This is a genomic window from Microvirga sp. jy35, assembly GCF_056148915.1.
In genome coordinates this window covers 90891-115556 of sequence record NZ_JBWBEW010000014.1, presented here as the reverse complement: position 1 = coordinate 115556, position 24666 = coordinate 90891, and the positions used below count along the sequence as shown (strand labels likewise).

31 protein-coding genes are annotated in these 24666 nt (G+C 66.7%); 20 read left to right on the top strand and 11 right to left on the bottom strand.

What is annotated here, in order from left to right:
• Nucleotides 1–4: 4 nt before the first annotated feature.
• The 3 genes from ccmA to AC0QTX_RS13560 are packed head-to-tail and all read left to right on the top strand — an operon-like array spanning nucleotide 5 to nucleotide 1799.
• A complete protein-coding gene (ccmA, locus tag AC0QTX_RS13570; RefSeq protein ID WP_474604352.1) occupies nucleotides 5–640 on the top strand; it encodes a heme ABC exporter ATP-binding protein CcmA in 636 nt (211 codons plus the stop codon).
• A complete protein-coding gene (gene ccmB, locus AC0QTX_RS13565; protein ID WP_474604351.1) occupies nucleotides 634–1302 on the top strand; it encodes a heme exporter protein CcmB in 669 nt (222 codons plus the stop codon). Before ccmA ends, ccmB begins: the two co-directional genes overlap by 7 nt.
• Before the next feature lie 8 nt (nucleotides 1303–1310).
• Nucleotides 1311–1799, top strand: a complete 489-nt coding sequence (locus tag AC0QTX_RS13560) for a GNAT family N-acetyltransferase (protein ID WP_474604350.1) — start codon at nucleotides 1311–1313, stop codon at nucleotides 1797–1799.
• A gap of 284 nt (nucleotides 1800–2083) precedes the next feature.
• Here the strand turns inward: AC0QTX_RS13560 and AC0QTX_RS13555 are convergent, their stop codons facing one another.
• Nucleotides 2084–2782, bottom strand: a complete 699-nt coding sequence (locus AC0QTX_RS13555) for an ArsR/SmtB family transcription factor (RefSeq protein ID WP_474604349.1) — start codon at nucleotides 2780–2782, stop codon at nucleotides 2084–2086.
• 77 nt (nucleotides 2783–2859) lie between these two features.
• Between AC0QTX_RS13555 and AC0QTX_RS13550 the strand changes: the two genes are divergently transcribed.
• A complete protein-coding gene (locus tag AC0QTX_RS13550) occupies nucleotides 2860–3189 on the top strand; it encodes an NIPSNAP family protein (protein ID WP_474604348.1) in 330 nt (109 codons plus the stop codon).
• The gene (locus tag AC0QTX_RS13545) at nucleotides 3186–3551 is read left to right on the top strand and encodes an antibiotic biosynthesis monooxygenase family protein (protein ID WP_474604347.1); all 366 of its coding nucleotides are present in this window, start codon (nucleotides 3186–3188) and stop codon (nucleotides 3549–3551) included. The genes AC0QTX_RS13550 and AC0QTX_RS13545 overlap by 4 nt, the downstream gene beginning before the upstream one ends.
• Here AC0QTX_RS13545 and AC0QTX_RS13540 read toward each other — a convergent pair.
• Nucleotides 3535–4524 carry a M23 family metallopeptidase gene (locus AC0QTX_RS13540; protein ID WP_474604346.1) on the bottom strand — a complete coding sequence of 330 codons (990 nt, stop codon included), beginning with the start codon at nucleotides 4522–4524 and terminating at the stop codon, nucleotides 3535–3537. The genes AC0QTX_RS13545 and AC0QTX_RS13540 overlap by 17 nt on opposite strands.
• A 410-nt stretch (nucleotides 4525–4934) precedes the next feature.
• Between AC0QTX_RS13540 and AC0QTX_RS13535 the strand changes: the two genes are divergently transcribed.
• Genes AC0QTX_RS13535 through AC0QTX_RS13525 form a run of 3 tightly spaced genes read left to right on the top strand, consistent with a single transcriptional unit; the run spans nucleotide 4935 to nucleotide 6432 of the window.
• A complete protein-coding gene (locus tag AC0QTX_RS13535) occupies nucleotides 4935–5702 on the top strand; it encodes a heme ABC transporter permease (protein ID WP_474604345.1) in 768 nt (255 codons plus the stop codon).
• Between the two features lie 3 nt (nucleotides 5703–5705).
• On the top strand, nucleotides 5706–5861 hold the full coding sequence (ccmD, locus tag AC0QTX_RS13530; RefSeq protein ID WP_474604344.1) for a heme exporter protein CcmD: 156 nt from the start codon (nucleotides 5706–5708) through the stop codon (nucleotides 5859–5861).
• Nucleotides 5854–6432, top strand: a complete 579-nt coding sequence (locus tag AC0QTX_RS13525; protein ID WP_474604343.1) for a DsbE family thiol:disulfide interchange protein — start codon at nucleotides 5854–5856, stop codon at nucleotides 6430–6432. Before ccmD ends, AC0QTX_RS13525 begins: the two co-directional genes overlap by 8 nt.
• On the opposite strand, the gene AC0QTX_RS13520 is transcribed toward AC0QTX_RS13525, so the two are convergent.
• A complete protein-coding gene (locus AC0QTX_RS13520; RefSeq protein WP_474604342.1) occupies nucleotides 6398–6886 on the bottom strand; it encodes a YaiI/YqxD family protein in 489 nt (162 codons plus the stop codon). The genes AC0QTX_RS13525 and AC0QTX_RS13520 overlap by 35 nt on opposite strands.
• Before the next feature lie 138 nt (nucleotides 6887–7024).
• Here AC0QTX_RS13520 and AC0QTX_RS13515 point away from each other — a divergent pair, with 138 nt between their 5' ends.
• A complete protein-coding gene (locus AC0QTX_RS13515) occupies nucleotides 7025–8368 on the top strand; it encodes an adenylate/guanylate cyclase domain-containing protein (RefSeq protein WP_474604341.1) in 1344 nt (447 codons plus the stop codon).
• Nucleotides 8369–8495: 127 nt separating this feature from the next.
• Here the strand turns inward: AC0QTX_RS13515 and AC0QTX_RS13510 are convergent, their stop codons facing one another.
• Both AC0QTX_RS13510 and ftsY read right to left on the bottom strand, forming a co-directional pair.
• Nucleotides 8496–9092, bottom strand: coding sequence for a septation protein A (locus tag AC0QTX_RS13510; protein WP_474604340.1), 597 nt, complete (start codon nucleotides 9090–9092; stop codon nucleotides 8496–8498).
• Nucleotides 9093–9241: 149 nt separating this feature from the next.
• The gene (ftsY, locus tag AC0QTX_RS13505; RefSeq protein WP_474604339.1) at nucleotides 9242–10591 is read right to left on the bottom strand and encodes a signal recognition particle-docking protein FtsY; all 1350 of its coding nucleotides are present in this window, start codon (nucleotides 10589–10591) and stop codon (nucleotides 9242–9244) included.
• A gap of 180 nt (nucleotides 10592–10771) precedes the next feature.
• Here ftsY and AC0QTX_RS13500 point away from each other — a divergent pair, with 180 nt between their 5' ends.
• A complete protein-coding gene (locus AC0QTX_RS13500) occupies nucleotides 10772–11473 on the top strand; it encodes an RluA family pseudouridine synthase (RefSeq protein ID WP_474604338.1) in 702 nt (233 codons plus the stop codon).
• Between the two features lie 7 nt (nucleotides 11474–11480).
• On the opposite strand, the gene mtaB is transcribed toward AC0QTX_RS13500, so the two are convergent.
• The 3 genes from mtaB to AC0QTX_RS13485 form a co-directional block, all read right to left on the bottom strand.
• Complete coding sequence (mtaB, locus tag AC0QTX_RS13495) at nucleotides 11481–12752, bottom strand: tRNA (N(6)-L-threonylcarbamoyladenosine(37)-C(2))-methylthiotransferase MtaB (protein WP_474604370.1); 1272 nt, start codon at nucleotides 12750–12752, stop codon at nucleotides 11481–11483.
• A gap of 110 nt (nucleotides 12753–12862) precedes the next feature.
• Nucleotides 12863–13747 carry a diaminopimelate epimerase gene (dapF, locus tag AC0QTX_RS13490; RefSeq protein WP_474604337.1) on the bottom strand — a complete coding sequence of 295 codons (885 nt, stop codon included), beginning with the start codon at nucleotides 13745–13747 and terminating at the stop codon, nucleotides 12863–12865.
• A 67-nt stretch (nucleotides 13748–13814) separates the two neighbouring features.
• Nucleotides 13815–14555, bottom strand: a complete 741-nt coding sequence (locus AC0QTX_RS13485; RefSeq protein ID WP_474604336.1) for a sulfite exporter TauE/SafE family protein — start codon at nucleotides 14553–14555, stop codon at nucleotides 13815–13817.
• A 216-nt stretch (nucleotides 14556–14771) separates the two neighbouring features.
• On the opposite strand from AC0QTX_RS13485, the gene AC0QTX_RS13480 reads away from it, so the two are divergent.
• Nucleotides 14772–15548, top strand: coding sequence for a GyrI-like domain-containing protein (locus tag AC0QTX_RS13480; protein ID WP_474604335.1), 777 nt, complete (start codon nucleotides 14772–14774; stop codon nucleotides 15546–15548).
• The gene (locus tag AC0QTX_RS13475) at nucleotides 15545–16216 is read left to right on the top strand and encodes an HAD family hydrolase (protein ID WP_474604334.1); all 672 of its coding nucleotides are present in this window, start codon (nucleotides 15545–15547) and stop codon (nucleotides 16214–16216) included. Before AC0QTX_RS13480 ends, AC0QTX_RS13475 begins: the two co-directional genes overlap by 4 nt.
• Here the strand turns inward: AC0QTX_RS13475 and AC0QTX_RS13470 are convergent.
• Nucleotides 16173–17237 (bottom strand): MBL fold metallo-hydrolase, encoded by a 1065-nt coding sequence (locus AC0QTX_RS13470; RefSeq protein WP_474604333.1) that lies wholly within the window; start codon nucleotides 17235–17237, stop codon nucleotides 16173–16175. The genes AC0QTX_RS13475 and AC0QTX_RS13470 overlap by 44 nt on opposite strands.
• Nucleotides 17238–17768: 531 nt before the next feature.
• On the opposite strand from AC0QTX_RS13470, the gene AC0QTX_RS13465 reads away from it, so the two are divergent.
• From AC0QTX_RS13465 to AC0QTX_RS13435, 7 genes are all read left to right on the top strand, one after another.
• The gene (locus AC0QTX_RS13465) at nucleotides 17769–17984 is read left to right on the top strand and encodes a glutathione S-transferase (RefSeq protein ID WP_474604332.1); all 216 of its coding nucleotides are present in this window, start codon (nucleotides 17769–17771) and stop codon (nucleotides 17982–17984) included.
• Between the two features lie 2 nt (nucleotides 17985–17986).
• Nucleotides 17987–19540: a signal recognition particle protein gene (gene ffh, locus AC0QTX_RS13460; RefSeq protein WP_474604331.1), complete on the top strand. Its 1554-nt coding sequence runs from the start codon at nucleotides 17987–17989 to the stop codon at nucleotides 19538–19540.
• Between the two features lie 6 nt (nucleotides 19541–19546).
• Complete coding sequence (locus AC0QTX_RS13455) at nucleotides 19547–19885, top strand: chorismate mutase (protein WP_474604330.1); 339 nt, start codon at nucleotides 19547–19549, stop codon at nucleotides 19883–19885.
• 1 nt (nucleotide 19886) lies between these two features.
• Nucleotides 19887–20249, top strand: coding sequence for a 30S ribosomal protein S16 (gene rpsP / locus AC0QTX_RS13450; protein ID WP_201862098.1), 363 nt, complete (start codon nucleotides 19887–19889; stop codon nucleotides 20247–20249).
• Nucleotides 20250–20254: 5 nt separating this feature from the next.
• A complete protein-coding gene (gene rimM, locus AC0QTX_RS13445; protein ID WP_474604329.1) occupies nucleotides 20255–20962 on the top strand; it encodes a ribosome maturation factor RimM in 708 nt (235 codons plus the stop codon).
• On the top strand, nucleotides 20959–21642 hold the full coding sequence (gene trmD, locus AC0QTX_RS13440; RefSeq protein WP_474604328.1) for a tRNA (guanosine(37)-N1)-methyltransferase TrmD: 684 nt from the start codon (nucleotides 20959–20961) through the stop codon (nucleotides 21640–21642). Before rimM ends, trmD begins: the two co-directional genes overlap by 4 nt.
• Nucleotides 21643–21714: 72 nt before the next feature.
• Nucleotides 21715–22059 (top strand): hypothetical protein, encoded by a 345-nt coding sequence (locus tag AC0QTX_RS13435; protein ID WP_474604327.1) that lies wholly within the window; start codon nucleotides 21715–21717, stop codon nucleotides 22057–22059.
• 65 nt (nucleotides 22060–22124) lie between these two features.
• Here the strand turns inward: AC0QTX_RS13435 and AC0QTX_RS13430 are convergent, their stop codons facing one another.
• Nucleotides 22125–23045, bottom strand: a complete 921-nt coding sequence (locus AC0QTX_RS13430; protein ID WP_474604326.1) for a DMT family transporter — start codon at nucleotides 23043–23045, stop codon at nucleotides 22125–22127.
• Nucleotides 23046–23142: 97 nt separating this feature from the next.
• On the opposite strand from AC0QTX_RS13430, the gene AC0QTX_RS13425 reads away from it, so the two are divergent.
• Nucleotides 23143–23619 (top strand): Lrp/AsnC family transcriptional regulator, encoded by a 477-nt coding sequence (locus tag AC0QTX_RS13425; RefSeq protein ID WP_474604325.1) that lies wholly within the window; start codon nucleotides 23143–23145, stop codon nucleotides 23617–23619.
• 4 nt (nucleotides 23620–23623) lie between these two features.
• Here the strand turns inward: AC0QTX_RS13425 and AC0QTX_RS13420 are convergent, their stop codons facing one another.
• A complete protein-coding gene (locus AC0QTX_RS13420; RefSeq protein ID WP_474604324.1) occupies nucleotides 23624–24577 on the bottom strand; it encodes a PLP-dependent cysteine synthase family protein in 954 nt (317 codons plus the stop codon).
• Nucleotides 24578–24666: the final 89 nt, after the last annotated feature.

Below are 24666 nucleotides of genomic sequence, written 5' to 3'. Positions count from 1 at the left end.
GGGTTTGCGTCTGAGCGTTAACAATTTGGCCTGCGAGCGGGGGGAGCGGCGCATCTTCGCGGGCGTCTCCTTCACGCTCTCAGCCGGCGAGGCCCTGGTGATCACCGGCCGCAACGGGGCCGGCAAGTCCTCCCTCCTCGACATCCTGGCCGGGCGCCTGCCGGCGGCAGGAGGCGTGGTTCTCCTGGACGATGCCGGCGAGCGGACTTTACCTGAGTGCCTGCACTATGTGGGCCACCGGGATGCCCTGAAGGCCGCGCTCACCGCCGAGGAGAACCTGCAGTTCGCCCGCGACTTCCTGGGAAGCCCGGCCCTGAAGCCCCGCGAGGCGCTCGAGGCGGTGGGGCTGGCCCATGCGGCCCGCCTGCCTGTGACCTATCTCTCGGCAGGCCAGCGCCGCCGGGTGGCGCTGGCCCGGCTGCTCGTGGCGCACAGGCCGCTCTGGCTTCTCGACGAGCCGACCTCGGCCCTCGACACCGCCTCCCAGGAAACCCTGCGCCTGATTCTGGAAAGCCACCGGGAGGCCGGCGGCATGATCGCGGCCTCGACCCATTCGCCGCTGTTCCTGAAGGACGCCAAGGAGATCAGGATCGAGCGCACCCAAAGCCCTCCCCCCTCCGCGGGAGAGGGCCCATGCTGAAATCCTTCAACGCCCTGCTCGTCCGCGACCTGAAGCTCGCCGCCCGCGTAGGCGGCTCGGGCGTCATGGGGCTCATCTTCTTCCTGATGATCGTGACGCTGATTCCCTTCGCGCTCGGGCCGGATCTTAACCTGCTCTCACGGATCGGCCCGGCGATCCTCTGGATCGCGGCCCTGCTCGCCACGCTCATCGGCCTCGACCGGCTGTTCCAGGCCGATCAGGAGGACGGGTCGCTCGATCTTCTGCGCCTGTCCCATGCGCCGCTGGAGATCGTGGTGCTGGCCAAGGTCGTAGCCTATTGGCTCGTGACAGGCCTGCCGCTGGCCCTCGCGGCGCCCTTCTTAGGATTCCTCGTGGCGCTCTCGCCCGAGGCCATGCTCGCCATAGTGGCGACCCTTTTAGTGGGCACCCCCGCGCTCACCTTCATCGGGGCGGTCGGTGCGGCGCTCACCTCGTCGTTGCGGCGGGGCGGCCTGATTCTCGCCATCCTGGTCCTGCCCTTCATGATTCCGACCCTGATCTTCGGGGTCTCCGCCGCCAACGCGGCTCTCGGCGGGACGATCCCCTTCGCGACGCCGTTCCTGGTGCTCGTCGCCCTGTCGCTGATCGCTGCCGTGGTCGGCACGGTGGGCGCCGCGGCGGCGCTCCGGTCCGGAGAGTAGACAAACCCATGACCGAACGCCTGGTTATTCGCATGCGACGCTCCCTGGCAGATCCCGTGCCGGAGCCGGTCTGGCCCGCTGGGGTCCGGCTCGTCCCGTTCGAGCCGGAGCGGCATGCGCAGGAGGTTCATGCGCTGCTCGTCAAGGCCTATGAAAACGGCGGCGGCACTGTGGAGCCGTTCGCGATCTGGTGGCCGAGCCTGCGGGATAATTCGGAATACGATCCGGTCCTGGTCTTCGTTGCAGCGGACGAGCGAGGCGGGATCGTCGGCGTGGCGCAGTGCTGGACGGGCGCCTTCGTGAAGGACCTGGCCGTCGCTCCATCAATGCGACGCAACGGCCTGGGCTCCGCGCTCCTGAATCAGGTGTTCCAGGCCTTCCAGGAGAAGGGTGCTGCCTTCGTCGATCTGAAGGTCCACTCGGACAATCCCTCCGGGGCGCTCCGGCTTTACCGCTCTCATGGCTTCGAGGAGATCGAGTCGTACAGGCTCGCCTGAGCTTCTCGTGCACCAATCTCAACCCGCGTCCTTCGAGACGGATTGCTGACGCAATCCCCTCAGAGTCTGGCTCACCAAGGAGCGGCGGCCCTCCTTACGTCGTCACCGGCCTTGTGCCGGTGATCTCGATTGCTTGAAGCGCCGTGTTTCACAGAAGCGGGATGGCCGTCCCCGGATCAAGTCCGGGGACGGCCATGACGGAAGCCGGGGCGTGTTCCTTGTCATGGGCCAGACTTTCAGGATGAGGGCTTAGGACGATTTCGGCATGAACAGCGCCTTGAGCCTCAGGCGGCCTGCGAGTTGTCTTCGAGCGGGCCGAACGCCGCCTCGAAACCCTCCACGCCCTCGCAGGTGAAGGTCAGGACGCGCCCGGCCTCGCGCCGCACCCAACTCCGGTCGATCATGCGCGACAGGATCGCCGCCCCCAGCGCGCCGCCGAGATGGCTGTGGCGCTCGCTCCAGTCGAGGCAGGGGCGGCAGACGGGACGGCGGCCGTTTTCGAGGGCCGCCAGATCGATCCCGAAATCGGCGAAGAAGGCGCGGCCCCTCTCGGTCAGGGCCAAGTCCTTGTCGCCGTCGATGAGTCCATGCTGCCGGGCCGCCTTCAGCAGGGTGACGCCGCGTTCGCCGGCGAGATGGTCGTAGCAGACACGGGCGGAGCGAAGCGCCGCATCCTTCGGGCCGGTGCGCACCCGGGTGGCGCCCGTGCGCTGGGCGAGGCCCATCAGGGCCTCCAGCACCTGCGCCACGTCGGGGCCTGAGAGCCGGAAATAGCGGTGCCGTCCCTGTTTTTCCGCAGTGAGCAGATTGGCGGCATCGAGCTTGGCCAGATGCCCGCTCGCCGTCTGGAGCGTGACGCCCGCCGCTTCGGCGAGTTCGCTCACGGTCAGCGCCCGCCCGTCCATGAGGGCGGTAAGGATGTTGGCGCGGGCGGGATCGCCCAGGAGCGCGGCGACGGACGCGATGACAGGACCTTCTTTCATACTTCGATCATAGCCGAAGCATCGACGTCGATCAATCGGCTAAGACCGAACTGTCTTCGACATAAGGATGCCTATCGATGATCACCTGCTTCATCCGCTACGAGATCGACCCCTTCAAGGTGGAGGCCTTCACCGAATATGCCCGCAGCTGGGGCCAGGCGATTCCCCGCTGCGGCGCCGATCTGATCGGGTATTATGCGCCGCACGAGGGCTCCAGCACGGTGGCTTACGGCGTGTACAACATCAAAAACCTGTCCGAGTACGAGGCCTATCGCGAGCGCCTGCGCAACGATCCGATGGGACGTGCCAATTACGAGTTCGCTAAGCGGGAGCGGTTCATCCGCCGGGAGGACCGGATCTTCCTGCGCCTTGTCTCAAGCCCTCATGCGGAGCTGATCAAGCCATGATCGCGGTGATCTTCGAGGTGTGGCCGGACGGGGAGGACGGAAAGCGGGATTATCTCGGCCTTGCGGCCGCGCTGTGCTCCGACCTCATGGCCATCGACGGCTTCATCTCCGTGGAGCGGTTCCAGAGCCTCAGCGAGCCGGGCAAGCTCCTGTCCCTGTCGTTCTGGCGCGACGAGGAGGCGGTGCGGGCCTGGCGCAACCTGCCCTCCCACCGCACCACGCAAGGGGCGGGCCGCGACAGCGTCTTTCGCGATTACCGCCTGCGGGTCGCAAGCGTGATCCGCGACTACGGGCTGAACGAGCGCGACGAGGCTCCCGCGGACAGCCGCGCGGAGCATGAGGGCATCACGGCCTCAGGCTGATCCCGAAGGCCTGCTCGAGGGCGGGCTTGCCGTCCCGCTCCACCCGGTAGGTCGCCCGGTAGAGGCCGGGGCGGAAGCCGCCGGGCGGCTGCTTCACCCCGGAAAACGCCATCCACTGCGCCTTGTCGCGGTCCAGCGGCGGGGCCTTGTTCTGGGCCAGCGGCTTGCCGTCCGGATCGAACAGGGTGAGCGTCTGCACGTCGCCGCCTTTCAACCCGATGGCGCGCACGAAGGCCACGAGGGCGGGCGAGCGCGTGGTGGGAATCTCCCGCTCGGCCGCTCCCGCTTCGATCGCCTCCATGGTCACGGGGCCGGAGGCGAAGCCCTTGTTGAGCACGCTGCCGGCCTGGTAGGCGAGCGCCCGCTGGAGCGAGGCCTCCCACAGGGACTTGCCGCCGCCGCAGGATTTTTCGGGCGCCCCATAGGCGAAGGGATCGACGGGCCTGCCGTCCTTGCGCAGGGTGAAGTGCAGGTGCGGGAACTCGGTCATGCCCGAAAGGCCGATCCGGCCGATCCTGTCGCCGGCCTGCAGGGTGTCGCCCGATTTGACCGCAAGGCTGCCCTTGGCCATGTGGCAGTACTGCGCCTCCCAGCCGTTGCCGTGATCGACAACGGCACCGTTGCCGCATTCGGTGTTGGCGACGCTCTGGCGGCCGCGCCCGGTGAGGGAGACGTCCTCCACCCCGTCGCGGGTGCGCAGCACCTTCCCGTCGGCGGCCGCCACCACGTCGACGCCGGCCTGCTGGGCCGCCATGGTGGGCACGCGGATGTCGGTGCCGTCATGGTCGTCATAGGTGAGCGTGCCGCACTGATAGTCGCTCACGGCCGGCGAGGGATCGCGGTCCACGTAATGCTGGATGAAGCAGCTGCGCCCGATCTCGCAGGCGACCGGCAGGCGTAAGCTGATGTCCTGCGCCGAGGCCGGAAGCACAAGCAGGGTGAGGCCGAACAGGCTGGACAATCCGACGCGCATGAATGCTCCGCAACAGAGATGCGCGACTATAGGCTGGTTCGGATGGCGGATGAAGGGCGTATCGAGCCCAGATCATCGTGTCATTCCCGGCAGGAGCGCAGCGGAGGGGAAGGGGATCCACTTACACGCTCGGCGCTATGGATCCCCTTCCCGGTCCTGCGGACCGCCGGGGATGACCCCCGCCACGTCATGGCCGGCCTTGTGCCGGCCATCCCGCTTGGAAGAGCGCTGCGCCTCTCTTGATCGAGATCGCCGGCACAAGGCCGGTGACGACGTGCGGACAAGTCGGCACATGACAAAGCCAAGATTCTACGCACATTTCCGGAATGCCCGACCGCATCCGAAACCCTTACAAGACACATCTCTGGCGAAAACGTTATTCGCCCCGTGATGATCTCCACGTTGCAGGCATGCCTTTAGACCGCTACATCGAAGCCATGATCCGAGAGCTTGCCAATCCGACCCGCTTCATGAGCCTCAGCGGCACGCTCCTGCCGTGGGTGGGGGGACTGGCCGCGATCCTGATGGCCGTCGGGCTCTACCTGGTCTGGTTCGCCGCGCCCGCCGACTACCAGCAGGGCGAAACGGTCAAGATCATGTATCTCCATGTGCCGGCGGCCTGGCTGTCCCTGTTCTTCTACATGATCATGGCGACCTCGGCGCTGGGCACGCTCGTCTGGCGCCATCCGCTGGCGGACGTGTCGCAGAAGGCGGCAGCCCCCATCGGCGCGGCGTTCACATTGATCTGCCTCGTGACCGGCTCGCTCTGGGGCAAGCCCATGTGGGGCACCTACTGGCAGTGGGACGCGCGGCTCACCTCCATGCTGGTGATGCTGCTCATCTATCTCGGGGTTCTCGCGCTCTGGCGCGCCATCGAGGAGCCGAACCGCGCCGCGCGGGCCGTGTCGATCCTCACACTCGTCGGGGCCGTGAACGTGCCGATCGTCAAGTTTTCCGTCGACTGGTGGAACACCCTGCACCAGCCGGCCTCCGTGTTCCGCATCGACGGGCCGACGATCCATGCCTCCATGCTCGTGCCGCTCCTGATCATGGCGGTGGCCTTCACGCTGATGGGCGTAGCACTCCATCTGTCCGGCATGCGCACCGAGATCCTGCGCCGCCGCGTGCGCACCCTCACCATCCTCGAGGCCGAGCGCCTCGACGCACAGGCAGCCTGACCCATGTCGCACGGCTTCTTCATCGCCTTTTCCTACATCGTGACCGCTCTGGTGATCGCGGGCCTGATCCTGCGCGCCGTGATCGACCACCGCATCCAGCTGCGCGCTCTCGCCGACCTCGAGTCCCGCGGCATCGGCCGGAGGTCCCGCCGTGGCTGAGGCAACCGAGCGTCCCCGATCCCGCCTGATCTTCATCCTGCCCGGAGCCATCTTTCTCGCCCTGGCGGGGCTTTTCGCCGTGCAGCTGTTCTCCGGCCGCAACCCGGCCGAGCTCCCCTCGGTGCTCATCAACAAGCCCGTGCCCGCCTTCAGCCTTGCGCCGCTGGAGGGACTCGTGGCCGACGGCAAGCCGGTGCCGGGCTTCTCCAGCGAGGACCTGAAGGGCGGCATCACGGTGGTGAATGTGTGGGCCTCCTGGTGCGGTCCCTGCCGCCAGGAGCATCCGCTGCTCGTCGATCTCGCCAAGGATCCGTCGATCCGCGTGGTGGGCATCAACCAGCGCGACAACCCGGACAACGCCCGCCGCTTCCTCGGCAGCCTCGGCAACCCCTATGCCGCCGTCGGCGTGGACCCGAACGGCCGCGCCTCCATCGACTGGGGCGTCTACGGCGTGCCGGAAACCTTCATCGTCGGTCCCGACGGCACCATCCGGCACAAGCATATCGGCCCGCTGACGCCGGAGAATGTTGCGGCGTTCAAGGAGAGGTTGCGCCAAATCCCGCGCGCTTGAGCCGGTTGATCGCCACATCCAGTGCTGACAGGAAGGCCGAGCGGTCCCTGGCCGAAAACGGCTTCGGCCCGCCGGTCACGTCGCCCATGGCGCGCAGGTCCTCCATCAGGTTGCGGGTGGCAAGCGCCATGCCGATGGAGTCTTGCGTGAAGGGCTTGCCTGTGGGCCCGATCACGTCGGCGCTGGCCGTCACGCAGCGGTGGGCGAGCGGGATATCGGCGGTGATCACGACGGCGCCGCGCCGGGCGCGCTCGGCGATCCAGTCGTCCGCCGCGTCGAAGCCAGCGCTCACCACCACGCGCTCGACCAGCGGGTCCTGAGGCACCTGCAGGAAGGAATTCGACACCACGAAGACCTTGACCCGGTGGCGTCCGGCGACCTTGTAGATCTCCGCCTTCACCGGGCAGGCATCCGCATCCACATAGACGGTGATCGGTTGGACGGGATCGCTCATGGACCATATATTCCTGTGAGATGCGGGGATTCTGCCAAGGCTAAACGGCAGTTCATGCTGGTGTAACGGATCCGCAATGGGCGCTGGGGCAGTCCAGTGACATAATGCAAGAACCCCCTGGGGAGCAAAAGGAAGCCCGTGACCCCTCGATCCCGCACCCGTGCCGCCCTGGCCCGGCTCAACACCCTGCGAACGACCCCTGTCTTGAGCGACGCCACCCACCGGCTGATCCGCGAGGCCGATACCGGGGCCCTGCAGCGGGCCGGCATGGCCCGCATGGTCACGGCCGGGCTGCTCCTTCTCGCCGTCGTGAGCACGACGGCGGGGATCGATCTCTCCAACCCCATGGCGGCCAAGCAGATCCAGGCCGCCGAGCTGACCCTGGTCCTGTTCGGGGCGCTGGGATGGGCCGGAGCCTGGCTCGCCTCGAAACGGATCGCCATCGAGAAGCTGCCGGTGATCACGGCCATTCTCGATGCCTTCCTGGTTCTCGGCAATCTCGCCTTCAGCCACTGGGGCGTGGGAATCCCGGGCAGCCTCTTTGCGGCGTTTCCGGTGGCCTGGGTGGTGCCGATCACCATGGCGGCGGCGGCCATCCACTACCAGCCCCGGCTCCAGGCCTTCGTGGCCGCCGTCTACGTGACCGGCCTGTCGTTCCTTGCCTTCAGCGGCGACTGGATCAGCCCGGCGCAGCGCCAGCAGGATCTCGCCGAGATCCAGGGGCTGTTCTCCACCCAGGCGAACGTGGTGCGCGTCGTCATGGTGTTCGCCGCCGCCCTGATCCTGATCCTGGTGGCGCGCCAGGGCCGGCTCATGCTGGAGCGGGCCGTGCGGGAGACGACGCTGCGGGTCAACCTCACCCGCTACCTGCCGCGCGAGCTCGCCCCCATCCTGACCGACCAGGCCTTCGCGTCGCTGCGCCAGGGACGGCGCATCCCGGTGACGGTGATGTTCGTGGACATCCGCGCCTCGACCTTCTTCGGCGAGACCATGGAGCCGGCGCAGCTCGCCGTGTTCATCACGTCGTTCCGCCGGCGCGTGCTGCGCGCGGCCTCGCGCCACGGCGGCGTCATCGACAAGTTCACCGGCGACGGCGCGCTCATCCTCTTCGGGGTGCCGGGTGCGCAGGACGGCGACGCGAAACGCGCGCTCGCCTGCGGGCGCACCCTGCTCGCCCTCATCGCGCGCTGGAACGCCAAGCGCGGCTTCAACCCGCCCGTGCGGGTCGGCATCGGCATCCATACGGGCGACGTGTTCTGCGGCGTGGTGGGCGACGAGAGCCGGCTCGAATTCACCGTGGTGGGCGAGACCGTCAACATCGGCTCGCGCATCGAGCAGGCGACGAAAGCCGCGGATTGCGAGCTTCTCGCTTCGCAGGAAACCATCGTGGCGGCGGGCGAGGAGAGCCTCTGGACGGAGGTGGAGTGCGATCCGCTGCCGGGGGTGACGCGCAGGATGGTGCTGATGAAGCCGATAACATGATGCAGTTATCGTTTCTCGTCATGGCCGTCCCCGGACTTGATCCGGGGACGGCCATCCCGCTTCTGTGATGCATCGCGGCCCTTGAATCGGGATCACCGGCACGAGGCCAGTGATGACGTGGCAGGGATCAAACCTCTTCCGCCTTCTTGATCTCATGCTTCAGCAGCAGCGGCGTCTGGGCCAATGCGAACGCGATGGTGAGCGGCATGATGCCGAAGACCTTGAAGCTGACCCAGAAATCCGTCGACTGCGTGCGCCAGACGATCTCGTTGATGGCAGCAAGGGCGAAGAAGAACAGGGCCCAGCGGAAGGTGAGCTTGCGCCAGCCCTCCTGGTCGAGGTCGAACACGCTGTCGAGCACGATCTGCAGCAGGGGCTTGCGGAAATAGAGGCCGCCCAGCAGCACGAGCCCGAACAGGGTGTTCACGATGGTGGGCTTGAGCTTGATGAAGGTCTCGTCCTGAAGGAACAGGGTCAGCCCGCCGAACACCACCACGACGATGCCCGACACCACCGGCATGATCGGCAGCTTGCGGGTGAGCCCGTAGCTGATGCCGAGGGCGATAAGGGTCGCCACGATGAAGACCCCCGTGGCGGCGAAAATGCGCTGGTTTTCCGCGAAGCCGAAGCGGTCGCCATAGGCGTTGCCGATGAAGAACAGGGCCAGCGGCCCGAGTTCCAGGGCGAGCTTGAGGAGGGGAGGGAGGCGCTTGTCGTTGGTCATGAGGATGCTTCTAGAGTATTCCTTGGTAAAGGGACACCGGTGTCATCCCCGGCGGTCCGCAGGACCGAGAAGGGGATCCATGGCGTTGAGGATGCGGGTGGATTCCCTTCCCCTCCGCTTCCGCTCCGGCCGGGAATGACACTGGAGCATCACCCCTCCAGACCGGCAATGGCTTTGGCGAAATCCCGTGCGGTGAAAGGCTCCAGGTCCTCCACCCCTTCGCCGACGCCGATGAAGTGCACGGGCAGGCGGAATTTTTCCGCCAGCGCCACCAGGATGCCGCCGCGTGCGGTGCCGTCGAGCTTGGTCATGACGAGGCCGGTGACGCCCGCCGCCTTCTGAAACAGCTCGACCTGGCTGATGGCGTTCTGGCCGACCGTGGCGTCGAGGACGAGCAGCGTGGCGTGCGGCGCGCTCGGGTCGAACTTCTTCACCACGCGCACGATCTTCTCGAGCTCGGCCATGAGCCCTGCCTTGTTCTGCAGGCGGCCGGCCGTGTCGATGAGCAGCACGTCGCTGCCGTTGGCCCTGGCCTCCTGGAGTGCATCGAAGGCGAGGCCCGCCGCATCCGCCCCTTGCGCGCGGGACAGCACCGGCGCGCCCACCCGCTCGCCCCAGACCTTGAGCTGTTCGATGGCGGCGGCCCGGAAGGTGTCGCCGGCTGCCAGCATCACCTTGAGACCCTGGCTCCGGAATTTCTGGGACAGCTTGCCGATGGTGGTGGTCTTGCCCGCCCCGTTCACGCCGATCATCAGAATGACGAAGGGTTTTTGCGACCGGTCGACGACGAGCGGCTGGGCCACGGGCTGGAGGGTCTTCTCCACCTCGCCGGCCAGGATGGTCTTCACCTCCTGGGGCGAGATCTCCTTGTTGTAGCGACCGGACGAGATCGCCTCCGTGATCCGCATGGCGGTGGGCACGCCGAGATCCGCCTGGACGAGGGCATCCTCCAGCTCTTCCAGGGTCGCCGCGTCGAGCCGGCGCTTGGTGAAGAGGCCGGTGACGCTGTCGGACAGGGACGAGGAGGTGCGCCGCATGCCCTCCGTCAGGCGCTGCCACCAGCCCAGAGCCGGGGCGGGCTTGCTCTCAGGGGTGGGAGCAGCCGAGGGGAGCACCTCGGCGGGAGCCGGTTCGGGAGCAGGCAGATCCGCCGCCGTGATGTCCGGGCGCAGCTCGGGACCATGCTCGGTGACGATGCGCGGCAGCGGCTCCTGCGGGTTGGTGCCTTCCGGATCGAGGCCCTCGATGGGCTGGAGATCGGCGCCGGCCAGTTCCGGCGGCGTCTTGTTCTCATCGGGCGTGTCGGGGGAGGCCGCGGTCACTGTCGAGGGAGCGGCCGCCAGATCGTCCGCGCCGGTGGTGGGCGGGGAGGGCATCGCCTCCTGCTTGCCGCCGGCCTGAGGTGTTTCCGTCGCGGGTGCTGGAGCCGAGGGTGCTTCAGCCTTGCGCCCGAACAGACGGGAGAGGAATCCGGGCTTGTCGGGCTTGGTGTCAGCCATGGGTCTCGCTGTGCCTCTTGAATCTCGTGCTTGATTTAGCGTTGCCGCCTCGATAGCGCATCGTGCGGAAAAGTGGGAACCGGTTTTCCGCATCAACGATGCGCCAATTTAAAGCTTAAGCATCGGATGGACCCCAAAAGTGGGTTCCACTTTTGGGTCCGATGCTCTAGCCGAGGCCTCATGAATGCGGAAGAGATAGTGAGCCGATTGCTGTATCGCGATGCCCTGATGCTCGTGATCGACAAACCCGCCGGCCTGCCGGTGCATCCGGGCCCCAAGGGCGGCGAGACCCTGTTTCATCATCTCGATTCCTTACGCTTCGGCCTGCCGCGCCGGCCGGAGGCCGCGCACCGCCTCGACAAGGACACCTCCGGCTGCCTCATCCTCGGCCGGCATCCCAAGGCCATCGCGCGGCTCAACGAGATGTTCAAGCGGGCTGAGATCGACAAGGTCTACTGGGCCGTGGTCGAGGGCGGGCCTGAAGCCGACGAGGGCACGATTGATTTCCCGCTCGCTCCAAAGTCGCCCGACCGCGGCTGGTGGATGAAGGTGGACCCGAAGGGCCAGCCCTCACTGACGCAATGGCGGGTCTTGGGGCGCTCAAAGGGCCTCACTCTGCTGGAACTGCGCCCGGTCACCGGCCGCACCCATCAGCTGCGCGTCCATTGCGCAGCCTCGGGCTTTCCGATCCTGGGTGATCCGATCTACGGCACGGCCCCGCGCTTCCATGGGCCGGGCCTGCACCTGCACGCCCGCAGCGTCACCGTGCCGCTCTATCCGAAGAAGCCGCCGATCCTCGTGGAGGCGCCGGTGCCGGCGCATATGAGGGAGCGGGTGGAGGCCTGCGGCGACATCCCGGACGGCGCAGCCGATCCGGGATGACGATGCATCACGCCGCCAGCAGCTCCCTGCCGTCGTGTCCGGCGATGGTGACCGGCATGATCTCGCCCCGCGTTACCGGCCTGGTGAAACGCACCGGCGTGAACCCTTCCGTGCGACCGAGCTGATTCAACTCGACCAGCACGTTGCGGCGCGCGCCCACCTCTGCGCTGAGATGCTGGAGCAATGCGGCCTCGCCCTTCTCGCGCAGCCTGCGCGCCCGGTCCTTCACCACATCGCGGGATATTTGAGGCATGCGCGCGGCTGGGGTGCCGGGTCGGGGCGAGAACGGGAAGACATGGAGATGGGTGAGGCTGCATTCGTCGACGATGGCGAGGGAGCGGGCGAACATCTCCTCCGTCTCGGTCGGAAAGCCCGCGATGATGTCGGCGCCGAAAACCATGTCGGGGCGAAGCCGCTTCACCTGCTCGCAGAACGCGATGGCATCATTCCGCAAGTGTCTGCGCTTCATGCGCTTCAACACCATGTCGTCGCCGGCCTGCAATGAGAGATGCAGATGCGGCATCAGGCGGCTCTCGCCCGCGATCACGTCGAGCAGGTCGTCGTCGGCCTCAACCGAATCGATGGACGAGATGCGAAGCCGCTCCAGTTCCGGCACGTGGCGCAGGATACCCTTCACCAGGGTGCCGAGCTTGGGCTCGCCCGGCAGGTCCTTGCCGTAGCTCGTGATGTCGACGCCGGTGAGCACCACCTCGCGGGAGCCGTGCTCCACGAGGGTGCGCACCTGCTCCACCACGGCCCCCATGGGCACGGAGCGGGAATTGCCGCGGCCATAAGGGATGATGCAGAAGGTGCAGCGGTGGTCGCAGCCGTTCTGCACCTGCACGAAGGCGCGGGTGTGCCCGCGCAGGCCGTCGATGAGGTGCATGGCGGTTTCCTTCACCGCCATGATGTCGTCGACGAGAACCTTTTCCGACGCGCCGACGCCGAAATCGCGCATGCCGGCCCAGGTCTCGGCCTTCATCTTCTCGTGGTTGCCGAGAACCTGAGACACCTCCGGCATGGCGGCGAACGTTTCCGGCTCCACTTGCGCCGCGCAGCCCGTCACGATGATGCGGGCCCCCGGCTTCTCGCGGGCAAGCCTGCGGATCGACTGGCGGGCCTGGCGCGTCGCCTCAGCCGTCACGGCGCAGGTGTTGACGATCACGACCTCGCCGAGGCCCGCGTCCTGCGCGTGGCGCTGCATCGCCTCCGACTCGTAGATGTTGAGCCGGCAGCCGAAGGTGACCACTTCGACGCTACCCTGCGTCGAAGTGGTCATCCCCGGCGAGCGCAGCGAGGGAAGGGGATCCCGCTCCGTCATCTCGACTGGATTCCCTTCCCCTCCAGCGGCTTCGCCGCTTCCGGCCGGGAATGACAAATCCCGATCCATCAGGCCACCTCTGAAAAGAGCGCCGCGGAGAGGGTGCCCTCGTGCTCCAGCTCCGTCGGGCCGGTCATGAGCACGTGGTCGTCGCCCTCGCGCCATTCGATCACGAGGTCGCCGCCGGGGAGCGCCACTACGGCCCTGCGGCCGGTGAGCCCCTTGCGGGCGGCGGCCACGAGCGTTGCGCAGGCGGCGGACCCGCAGGCGCGGGTCGCGCCGGCGCCGCGCTCCCAGACCCGCAGGACGACGTGCTCGGGGCCGGTCACTTGCGCGAACGAGATGTTAGCGCGCTCGGGCAGGGCAGGGTCATGTTCGAAAGCCGGGCCGATGGCGGCGAGATCGTAGGCCAGCGCATCCTCGACCCAGAAGATCACATGCGGGTTGCCCATGCTGACCGCCGACGGACCCTGCAGCTCGGGTGCGTCGGGCAGCCTGGTGTCGAGGGCAATGATGCGGGTGTCCGGATAGGGATCGCGCAGGGGGATCTCGTTCCAGGCGAACCGCGGCGGGCCCATGTCGACGGTGAAGACCCGGTCAGAGACGCGCTCCACGGGCAGGAGCCCGGCCTTGGTTTCCAGCACGAGGTCGCGGTCCACAGGCCGGCTCATGATGGGATCGGCGGTCATTGCCCAGGCGACGCAGCGGGTGCCGTTGCCGCAGGCGCCGGATTCCGAGCCGTCCGTGTTGTAGATGAGCATGAAGGCATCGGTGCCCGGCGTCACGGGATCGTGCAGCACCATGAGCTGGTCGAAGCGCGAGCGCGGATCGGCCGCGATGGCGCGCGCCTCGGCGGCGCTCACGCGATGGGAGGAGCCGCGCAGGTCCAGCACGGTGATCTCGTTGCCGAGACCGTTCATTTTCAGGAAGCGGCTGTTCGAAAGGGCACTCATGCGGCCGTATATGGCGGAAAACGCCGGAAATCGCGAGAGGGGCCGGAAAGCCCTGCGGCAATTTCGTTCAAAACGCCGCGAGGATCCGCGGAATGCTGGTGGCGATGATGATCAGGCCGACGCCGATCATCAGCGGCCGGGTCGGCAGGCGGCTGACCACAAGCCCGCCGAGCGGTGCCGCCAGGACGCCGCCGAGGATCAGACCTGCCGCCGAGCTCAGCTCGGACCAGCCGAGGGTCACCATGAAGGTGGCCGAAATGACGGTGGTGACCAGGAACTCGGTCAGGTTCGTCGAGCCGATCACCTGCCGGGGCGCATGGCCCCGGCCGATCAGGGAGCTCGTGACGATGGGCCCCCAGCCGCCCCCGCCCATGGCGTCGAGCAGGCCGCCGCCCGCCCCGATCCACGGCACCAGCCAGTCCCGCACCTCCCGGGGCCAGAAGGGCCGGAAGGCCTTGAAGAGGATGTAGAGGCCGATCGCCAGGAGATAGGCCGACACCACGGGCTGGATGGTCTTGGCGTTGATGTTGGCGAGGATGAAGGCGCCGATGCCGCCGCCGATCATCCCGGCCGGGGCCAGACGGGCCACGAGGCGCCAGTTCACGTTGCGGTGGAGCACGTGAGAGGTGCCGGAGGCCGCCGTGGTGAAGATCTCCGTCACATGGGTGACGGCGCTGGCGGTGGCGGGCGGCACCCCGAAGGCGAGAAGGCTCGTGGTGGAGAGCACCCCGAAGGCCATGCCCAGCGCTCCGTCGACGAGCTGGGCCCCGAAGCCGATCAGCGCAAAGATCAGAAACTCTTCCGTCATGGGTGAACCCAGGGGTGAGGAGTCGAAGCAGGAGCATAAGGCATCCGCCTCAGCTTCCGTCAGGACATCGTGCTGTCAATCAGACCAATTGTTGTGCAGCCCCTGCTGCAATCCGTCTCTCCACAGCCGCCCGGGGATGCTCTCGCCGCATTGTTCAAAGCTCAATATGGTGCAGCAAGGTATCCCTTCATGATTCGCGGGTAAGGCGTTCTTCTCATGCGGCTGCGCTTCTCTCATCCTGTCCTGGTCCTGGCCCTCTGCTCCGGCGTGGCGCTGGCGCAGACGCCTCCGCCGGCAAGCCCGCCACCGGCCGCGCCAGAGGCGCCGGCGGCGCCCGCTGCACCCCCGGCGGCTCCAGCCACACCTCAGTCTGCCCCGCAGGCCCAGACTGCCCCGGCTCCCGCCTCGTCGGACACCCCGGCTCCCGCGACGGCCCAGCCCGCCCCGGCTCCCCCGCCGCCTGCCGGCCCGGCGCCGGTGCAGGAGGCCGGACGCACGACCCTGTTCCCGAACCCGAGCGATCCGACCGGTGTGGAGGAGGGCGTGCTCCTGTCCAAGGACACGGTGGTGCTCGCCGGCATCAGCACCTGGGACGAGGCCTACGACAACCTGAAGGACGCCTTTGCCAAAATCGACGGCGAGATGAAGAAGGCTGGAATCGCGCCCGCGGGCCGGCCGCTCACGATCTTCGTCGACACCGACGACAACGGCTTCAAGTACGAGGCCATGGTGCCGATCGCGAAGGTGCCGGAGGGCAGGACGGAGCTCACCCCCGGGATCAAGTTCGGCCGCACGCCGGAGGGCAAGTCCTTCCGCTTCGTGCACAAGGACGCCTATGACGAGATCGACGGCACCTACGAGACGATCACTGCCTATCTCGACATCAAGGAGATCGTGGCCAAGGACGCCTTCATCGAGGAATACGTGAGCGACTTCACGGATTCGCAGGACACCAACTTCGAGGTGAACATCTACGTTCAGCCGAAGGAATGATCGCGCTCTTCGACCTCGACGGAACCCTGACGGACCCGAAGGCAGGCATCACCCGGTCGATCCAGTACGCTCTCGACAAGCTTGGGCACCCTGTGCCCGACGCGGATGCGCTCGCCTGGATGATCGGACCGCCCCTGATCGCAAGCTTCACAAAGCTGCTGGGCGGACCCGAGGATGCGCAGGAGGCCCTGGGTCTCTACCGGGAGCGGTTCGGCGTGACCGGCCTGTTCGAGAATGAGGTCTATGCGGGTATCCCGGCCCTGCTCCAGGATCTGCGTAACAAGGGCGTCCGCCTCTTCGTCGCAACATCGAAACCGCATGTCTACGCGCGGCGGATCCTCGATCATTTCGACCTGTCGCGATTCTTCTCCGAGATCTACGGCTCGGAGCTCGACAACCGCAACGCCGACAAGCGCGATCTCATCCGGCACATTCTTGAGCAAGAGCGCTTCGACCCCGCACATGCCGTCATGATCGGCGACCGGGAGCACGACGCCATCGGGGCTAAGGCCAACGGCCTTGCGTCCATTGGCGTAACTTGGGGCTATGGATCGCGGCAGGAGCTGCTCGATGCCGGCGTCACCTGCCTCGTGGACGCTCCGCAGGACCTCGCGGAGCCGATCCTCACACGGACGGCGACCATGCCTCGCCGGGCCGCAGCGCCCTAAAGCGGTCTGCTGGGATCTCCGCGGACTGAAGGGCGGTCGCCAATTCCTGCGGCGGCTCCTCGATGCCCTCGTCGGTGAGCCGGAACGTGCCCCAATGGTGGCCGAGCGCCTGCTCGGCCTCGATGATGCGCAGCACCTTCACGGCATCCTCCGGGTTCATGTGCTGCGGCTCCATGAACCAGCGCGGCTCATAGGCGCCGATGGGCAGATGCGCGAGGCGCGGCTTTCCGAAGCGCTCGCGAACGGCGTGAAAGATCTTGCCGTCGCCGAAGCCCGTGTCGCCGATGTGGTAGATCGTGCCGGCCGGCGTGGTGAGCACATAGGCGCACCAGAGCGCCATGCGCCGGTCGTTGATGCCCCGCGCCGACCAGTGATAGGCGGGCTCGAGATGGGCCGTGACGCCGTTGCTTAAGCTCACCGAGCCGCCCCAGTCCCGCGTCTCCACCGGGATCTCCGGATGCTCGGCCTGGATCACCGCATCGTTGCCGAGCGGCGCCACGACTTTCGGGCGGTGCCGCTGCCAGAGCCGACTTAAGCTTTCGGTGTCGAGGTGGTCGTAATGGTTGTGGGTGATCAGCACCACGTGGATCGGCGGCAGATCCTCGAAAGCAATGCCGGGCGGATTGACCCGCGTGGGACCGGCGAAGGAGACCGGGCTCGCCCGCTCGGAGAAGACCGGATCGGTCAGGATGTTGAGCCCGGCCACCTGGATCAGGAACGACGCGTGGCCGATCAGCGCCGAGCGCAGGCCCGGCACCTCCGCCGGGGGCTTGTCCCGGAAGGGGCTCGGAAAGCTCTCCGGCCAGTCCTTGCGCCCGCCTCCGAGCCGCCAGCGGGCCAGCTCCATCAGTCCCTTGTCCTGCGGCTGGCCCGGCGTGAAGAAGCGCACCCCGTCGAAATGGTCGCTGACCGGTCCGTCGTAGTAGCGGTTCCTCGAGCGCGCGGCGGTGACCCAGCCCAGCGCCCCGGTGGCGGCGATGACGGGAAGGCCAAGCGCTTTAAGCAGGGTGCGGCGGTTCATGAGTGCTGGGATCCTCGGCGAGACTTTAAGCGTGGGGATGGGAGGGCGGATCGGCAAGGGTTCAGGTCTCATCACCTTGGCGACATCCCGGACGAGCGCAGCGCGATCCGGGATCGCCTTCAGAACATGGCGCCCAAACCTCACCGCTGTCATCCCCGCGCAGGCGGGGATCCATAACCACGGCGTTTCAAGAAAGGGTGGTCAGCTTCGCACTCCATTTTGCGCCGTTGGAGTTTATGGATTCCGGGCTCCGCTCCGCGGCCCCGGAATGACAGTGCTAGGCTGGTTTGCGCGATCCCGGATCTTCGCTGCGCTCCGTCCGGGATGACAGTGCAGCGAGCCCCGAGCGCCCCGATCTCCGGCCTTTTCCTTGACTCCGCCGCCTTTTTCCCTTATCGGCTGGCCGCAAATCTGTAGAGCGAGCCCTTTTTGAGCCGCCGCCCAGCCCGAGAGGCTGGAGGTCAACGTCCGACAGCGCGATGCGCCCTCGGGCGCGCTTTCATTTGGGTCTCGCGTCAGGAATGGTGACGGATGTCGGACAAGACCTTGCGCATCGAGGACGCGATCAACGAGACCTGCCCGTGGTCGGGAAAGCCGATCGCGGCGGATTCGCTCACCCTCTATCGCGGCGAAGTGGTCGGCTTCTGCAACCCTAACTGCCGAGACAAGTTCGAGGCGGCCATAAGCCACTTTGAAAAAGCCCTCGAGGATCGCGATGTACCTCTCATCGCAAGAGGAATTGAGTGATCATGTTCGAAGGCCTTTCCGATAAGCTTTCCACTATCCTCAACGGGCTGACGCGCCGCGGCGCTCTCACCGAGGAGGATGTCAACGCAGCCCTGCGGGAGGTCCGCCGCGCCCTGCTCGAGGCCGACGTGGCGCTGGAGGTGGTGCGCTCCTTCACGGACAAGGTGCGCGCCCGCGCGGTCGGCGCCGAGGTGGTCAAGTCCGTCTCCCCCGGCCAGCAGGTGGTCAAGATCGTCCACGACCAGCTCGTGGAGATGCTGGGCGCGGACGCGGAGGTGATCAGCCTCAACGCGGTTCCGCCGGTGGGCATCCTCATGGTCGGCCTCCAGGGCTCGGGCAAGACGACGACCACGGCCAAGATCGCCCGACGCCTGAAGGATCGCGAGAACCGCCGCGTGCTCATGGCCTCCCTCGACACCCGCCGTCCGGCAGCCCAGGAGCAGCTCGCGGTGCTCGGCCAACAGGTCGGCGTCGATACGCTGCCGATCGTCGCCGGTCAGTCGGCGGTGCAGATCGCCCGGCGCGCCATGGAGGCGGCGCGGCTTGGCGGCTACGACGTGGTCATGCTCGACACCGCCGGCCGCGTCACCGTCGACGAAGCCCTGATGGTGGAGGCGGCGGAAGTGCGCGCCGCCACCGGCCCGCACGAGGTTCTGCTCGTGGCCGATGCGCTCACCGGTCAGGACGCGGTCAACACCGCGCGCGCCTTCGACCAGCGCCTCGGCGTCACCGGCATCGTGCTGACCCGCATGGATGGCGATGCCCGCGGTGGTGCGGCTCTGTCCATGCGCGCCGTGACCGGCAAGCCGATCAAGCTCATCGGCACGGGCGAGAAGGTGGACGCGCTTGAGGAGTTCCATCCCTCGCGCGTCGCCAACCGCATCCTCGGCATGGGCGACATCGTCTCGCTCGTGGAAAAGGCCGCCGAGAACTTCGACGCCGAAAAAGCCCAGCGCATGGCCGACAAGATGCGCAAGGGCAAGTTCGATCTCGAAGACCTGCGCGACCAACTCGCCCAGATGGAGAAGATCGGCGGCATCGGCGGGATGCTCGGCATGCTGCCCGGCATCGCCAAGATGAAGTCGCAGCTCGAGAACGCCAATCTCGACGACCGGGTCATCAAGCGCCAGCGCGCCATCATCGATTCCATGACCCCGGCCGAGCGCCGCAATCCCGACATCCTCAAGGCCTCGCGCAAGAAGCGCATTGCAGCGGGCGCCGGCATGAAGGTCGAGGACATCAACAAGCTGCTCAAGATGCACCGCCAGATGGCCGACATGATGAAGATGATGGGCGGCGGCAAGGGCAAGGGCATGGCCGGCCAGCTCGGCAAGATGTTCGGCCTCGGTGGCGGCATGGGCGGCATGCCCCAGCCGACCCCGGAGCAGATCGAGGCCCTGCAGAAGCAGATGGGCGGCAAGCTGCCCGACTTCCCTGGGCAGGCCGGCGGTCTTCCGTCGATGCCGAAGGGCGTGCCCGGTCTTCCGGGTCTGGGCGGGGCTAAGATCCCCGGCCTGCCGGGAATCGGCGGCTTCCCGTTCGGGAAGAAGAAGTAAGTGCTAATGTCGGTCGTGACGCACCAGACGAGTGAAGCGAGCGCTGAGCTGCAGCGCCTGCGCAACTCCATCGACAACCTCGATGCGGTGCTCGTTCACACGCTGGCAGAGCGCTTCAAATGCACACAGAAGGTGGGAGAGTATAAGGCTCGTTACAGTCTGCCTCCCGCCGATCCAATCTGCGAGGAAGCTCAGATCAAGCGACTGCGCTCCCTTGCTGAAACGGCGAAGCTCGATCCCGACTTCGCTGAAAAGTTCTTGGCCTTCATCGTCAAGGAAGTCATCCGCCATCACGAAGCCATTGGCACGGTTGGCGGTCTAAAAACTGAAGCACTAGGAGAATAGAATGTCCCTGAAGATCCGTCTCACCCGTGGTGGTGCGAAGAAGCGTCCCTACTACCGCATCGTCGTGGCCGACTCGCGCTCCCCGCGCGATGGCCGCTTCATCGAGAAGGTCGGCACCTACGACCCGATGAAGCCGAAGGATGACGCCGGCCGCGTCGTTCTCGAGACCGAGAAGATCCAGGCTTGGCTCGCCAAGGGCGCCCAGCCGACCGACCGCGTCCTGCGCTTCCTCGACGCCGCCGGCCTCATGAAGCGCCCGGCCCGCAACAACCCTGAGAAGGCTGTCCCGGGCAAGAAGTCCCAGGAGCGCGCCGACGCCAAGGCCGCCGCGGCGGCTGCCGGCTCCGAAGGCGAGGCTGCGTAAGCACCATGAAGAGGGAGCGTTTTCAACAACGCTCCACCTTACCCCTCCCCCCTGTGGGGAGGGGCAGGGGTGGGGGTGCCAGCGGAAACCGATCAAAGGATGCGCTCACACCCCCACCTCCAACTCCTCCCCACAAGGGGGAGGAGGGCAGGACAGCGGCTGTCAGAGATGACCTCGTCCTGGTGGGCGAGTTCGGTCGCGCCCACGGTCTCAAGGGCGAGGTGCGGCTGAAGTCCCATACGGGCGATCCGCAGGCGATCGCCGGTTACAGGCCGCTGATCGCCAGCAACGGCAAAACCTATTCCCTCAGGACCGTGCGCACCGCTCCCGGCGGCGCCCCCGATCTGCTCATCGCCGTCGTCGACGGCGTCACCACGCGCGAAGCGGCGGAAGCCCTCAGCCGCGTGCAGCTTTACGTCGAGCGCGACAAGCTTCCGCCGCCCGACGAGGAAGACGAATTTCTGTTGGCCGACCTGATCGGCCTCACCGTTCAGACCGAAGCCGGCGACATCATCGGCACTGTTGTGGCCGTGCCCAATTACGGCGGCGGTGACCTCCTGGAAATTGCGCCTGCGCAAAAGGGACCCACGGCGCTCCTGCCCTTCACCAAGGCTTTCGTGCCGGTGGTGGATGTTGCGGCAAAGCGCATCGTGGCGGCACCGCCCGACGACCTGTTCGAACCGGCCAAGCCTCAGCCTGAGGACGAGGCGTGAGCTTTTCCGCCACCATCCTCACGCTCTATCCGGACATGTTCCCAGGCCCGCTCGGGATGTCGCTGTCCGGCGATGCGCTGGCGCGGGGCGTGTGGTCGCTTGAAGCGAAGAACATCCGCGACCACGGCCTTGGCCGTCACCGCACCGTCGACGATACCCCGGCAGGCGGCGGTCCCGGCATGGTGATCCGCTGCGACGTGCTGGCCTCTGCCATCGATGCGAATGTGCCTGCCGACGATCCGCGCCCGAAGCTGCTCATGAGCCCGCGCGGAAAACCGCTCACGCAAGCGTATGTGCGCGAGCTGGCGGCCGGTCCCGGAATCATCATCGTCTGCGGTCGGTTCGAGGGCGTGGATGAGCGCGTGATCGAAGCACGCGGTCTCACGGAAGTGTCCATCGGCGATTACGTGCTCTCCGGCGGCGAGATGGCCGCCATGATCGTGCTCGACTCGTGCGTGCGCCTGCTCCCCGGCGTCATGGGCAAGGAAGCCTCGGGCACGGAAGAAAGCTTCGAGTCGAACCGCCTCGAGTACCCGCACTACACGCGCCCGCGTGAATGGGAGGGGCGGCCCATTCCCGACGTGCTGCTCTCCGGCAATCACGCCTTGATCGAGCGCTGGCGCCGTGAGGAATCAGAGCGCATCACCCGCGAGCGGCGGCCGGATTTGCTGGAGCGCTGACGGCGCTCATGCGGAACGTCGCATGCGGCCCGTGGATTAATGAGGCGGGGCACCCGATCATGGGAGATCGATATGGTCAGCCGCATCATTCTTGGGACGATTCTCGCCTTCGTTTCCGTCGGCCCCGGCTTGGCCGGGCCCTGCACGCAACGGCTCGCTGAACTGGAGAAATCCATCTCGGCGCGACAGGAGGGAGCCGGCCCTGCGCTCGATGCCCCCGCGACCACGGGCTCCGCAGCCCAAGGCTCGTCCACTGGCTCAGGCCAGGGCGTCAATGTCACCGCTCAGAACCAGGGCCACAACCAGGCCATGCAGATCATCCAGCAGGCGAAGCAGCTCGATCAGCAGGGCAAGGAAGCCGAATGCATGGACATGGCCGGCAGGGCCCAGGCCCTGGCGCCGCCGGCCATCAAGTAAGCAGCAGGGCTCTCCCGTCATCGATGCCGCCGTGGATTAGTGAAGCACGGCGACGTCGAGCTCCCTCACGTCTTGGCGGGCCGTGCGTGCTGCCCCAGGCCGGAGCGGCTCATGCGAAGGCGCCACTTCAGGTTCACCCCGGCGCTGCCGAGCAGGATGAGCAGGATGCCGCTCCACTGGCCGAGCGACAGGTCCCGGCCATAGGCCAGGTAATCCACGAGAATCGCCACGGCCGGATAGGTGAACGAGAGCACGGCGATCATCGGCGTCGGCAGCTTCTGGAGCGCCGCGTACAGCAGGATGTACATGATGCCGGTGTGGACCACGCCGAGCACCGCGAGATATCCCCATGGCAGAAAAGCCGTGGGCAGACTGGCGAACTCGGCAAGCGGCAGAAGCATCAGGGTGCCGAGCATCGCTTGCACGAGCGCGATCACGTGCGGCGGAATTCCTTTAAGCTGTTTCACGATGATGGACGCCACCGCATAGAGGAAGGCAGCCCCCAGGGCCTGCAGCAGCCCGGTCACATAGCTGCTGCTCCATGAGAGGCTCCCGGCCTCGACCTGCGTGACCATCAGGAGCCCGATGAAGGCAAGGGCGATGAAGCCCAGCGCATCTCCCGTCGGCCGCTCCCCGAACAGGATCACGCCGAGCAGGATCAGGAAGAAGGGCTGGGTGTTGTAGACGGCGGTGGCGATCGAAATCGATGCATGCCCGTAGGACGAGAACAGCAGCACCCAGTTGAGCACGATGGCCGCGCCGCTCAGGGTCGCGAGCATCAGCGTCCGGGTCGAGAACGGCCAGGGCGCGAGCAGTCCCTTGACCTGGCAATAGGCGAACAGGCTCAAGGCCCCGAACAGGCAGCGGAAGAACACCACGTTCCACACGCTCTGGCCGGATTCGACGACGAAGTACCCAATGGTCCCCGAGAGCGCCATCGCGGCGATCATCTCCAGCCGTCCCGACAGCTCCATCTGCGATTTCATGACTGCACCTCCTGTGACGAGGGCAGAAGTTTATCTTTTACCGAGATGGGCGTACTTTCAGGATCGAAAGCGGTTTCAACACTTGGCCTTCGAAGCAATGGCGACTTCAGCGAAAAACCTTAAGAGCCGGAATTCGGTTCTGGACAAGATCGATCAGGCGCTGATCGGGCTCCTGAGCGACAGCGCCAGACTCTCCCATGCGGAACTCGCCCGAAGCGTGGGTCTGTCGCCCCCGAGCGTCGCCGAGCGGCTGCGGCGGCTGGAGGAGGAGGGCGTGGTCAGTGCCTATACGGTCGAACTCGACCCGAAGGCCCTGGGCTACACCCTGACCGCCATCGTGCGCATCCGGCCCCTGCCGGGGCAGCTGCATCACGTGGAGAAGCTCCTGATCGAGAGTCCCGAGGTGATCGAGTGCGATAAGGTGACGGGAGACGACTGCTTCGTGGCACGCTATCTCCTGCGCTCCATCGACGAGCTCGACCCGATCCTGGAGCGGATCGCCCAGCGGGCCCAGACCAGCACCTCCATCGTCAAGGCATCCCCGGTCAAGCGCCGGCTGCCGCCGATCCGCTGATCGATCAGGAGCGTGCGTCCGCTGCGAGCCGTGCCCCGAAGGTCTTCAGGTATTTCATCCCCGTATCGCACATGACCGTCACGACGGTCGCTTCCGGCCCCAGCTTCTGCGCGAGCCGCAAGGCCGCGAGCACGTTGGCGCCGGTGGACGTGCCGGCAAACAGGCCTTCCTCGCGGGCGAGGCGATAGGCCATCGCCATGGCCTCCTCCGTCGAGACCCGCTCGATGCCGTCGGCCATCGTGTCCTGCCAGAGAGGCACCACATAGCCCGCGCCTATGCCGTCGATCCTGTGCGCGCCGGACGGCCCGCCCGACAGCACCGCCGACTCGGCAGGCTCCACGGCAACGATCCGGATTCCGTCGTGACGGCGGCGCAGCCCTTCGGCGATTCCCCGGAGGGAAGCCGCGGTGCCCACGCTCTGGACGAAGCCGTCGATGCGGCCTCCCGTCTGCTCCCAGATCTCGTCCGCCATCCGGTGATAGGCGGCGAGCTGATCCCGATTCTTCATCTGGTCGGTCCAGAAGGAGCCCTTCGCCTGAGCGATCCCGCGCGCCTGCTCGATCATGTCCCTGGTGAGCTTTTCCGTCATGCGTCCGCTGTCGCTTTCGACGATGTGAAGCGTCGCGCCGAGGAGCCGCATGTGATCGAGCTTTTCCCGCGAAAAGGCGTCCGAGGTCACGAGGTCGAGCGGGTATCCCTTCACGGTGCAGACGAGTGCCAGGGACACGCCGGTGCTGCCGCCGGTATATTCGACCACCGAGCCGCCGGGCCTGAGGCGCCCATCGGCTTCCGCCGCCTCGATCATGGCGAGCGCCATGCGGTCCTTCATGCTGCCGGTGGGATTCTCGCTCTCCGATTTCAGCAGGATGCGCGCGCCGTCGACCGGCACGATGTGGCGGAGCGCCATCAGTGAGGTGTTGCCGATGCGGTCGAGGATGGTTCGGGGCTGTGCGGTCATGGGGGCTGTCCGAAAAGGTGCATTCTCGTTACAGCCGGGCAGGCTTCCCGTCAGGTCCGGAATCCGGACTTTCCGGCCCTCGGCCGTCA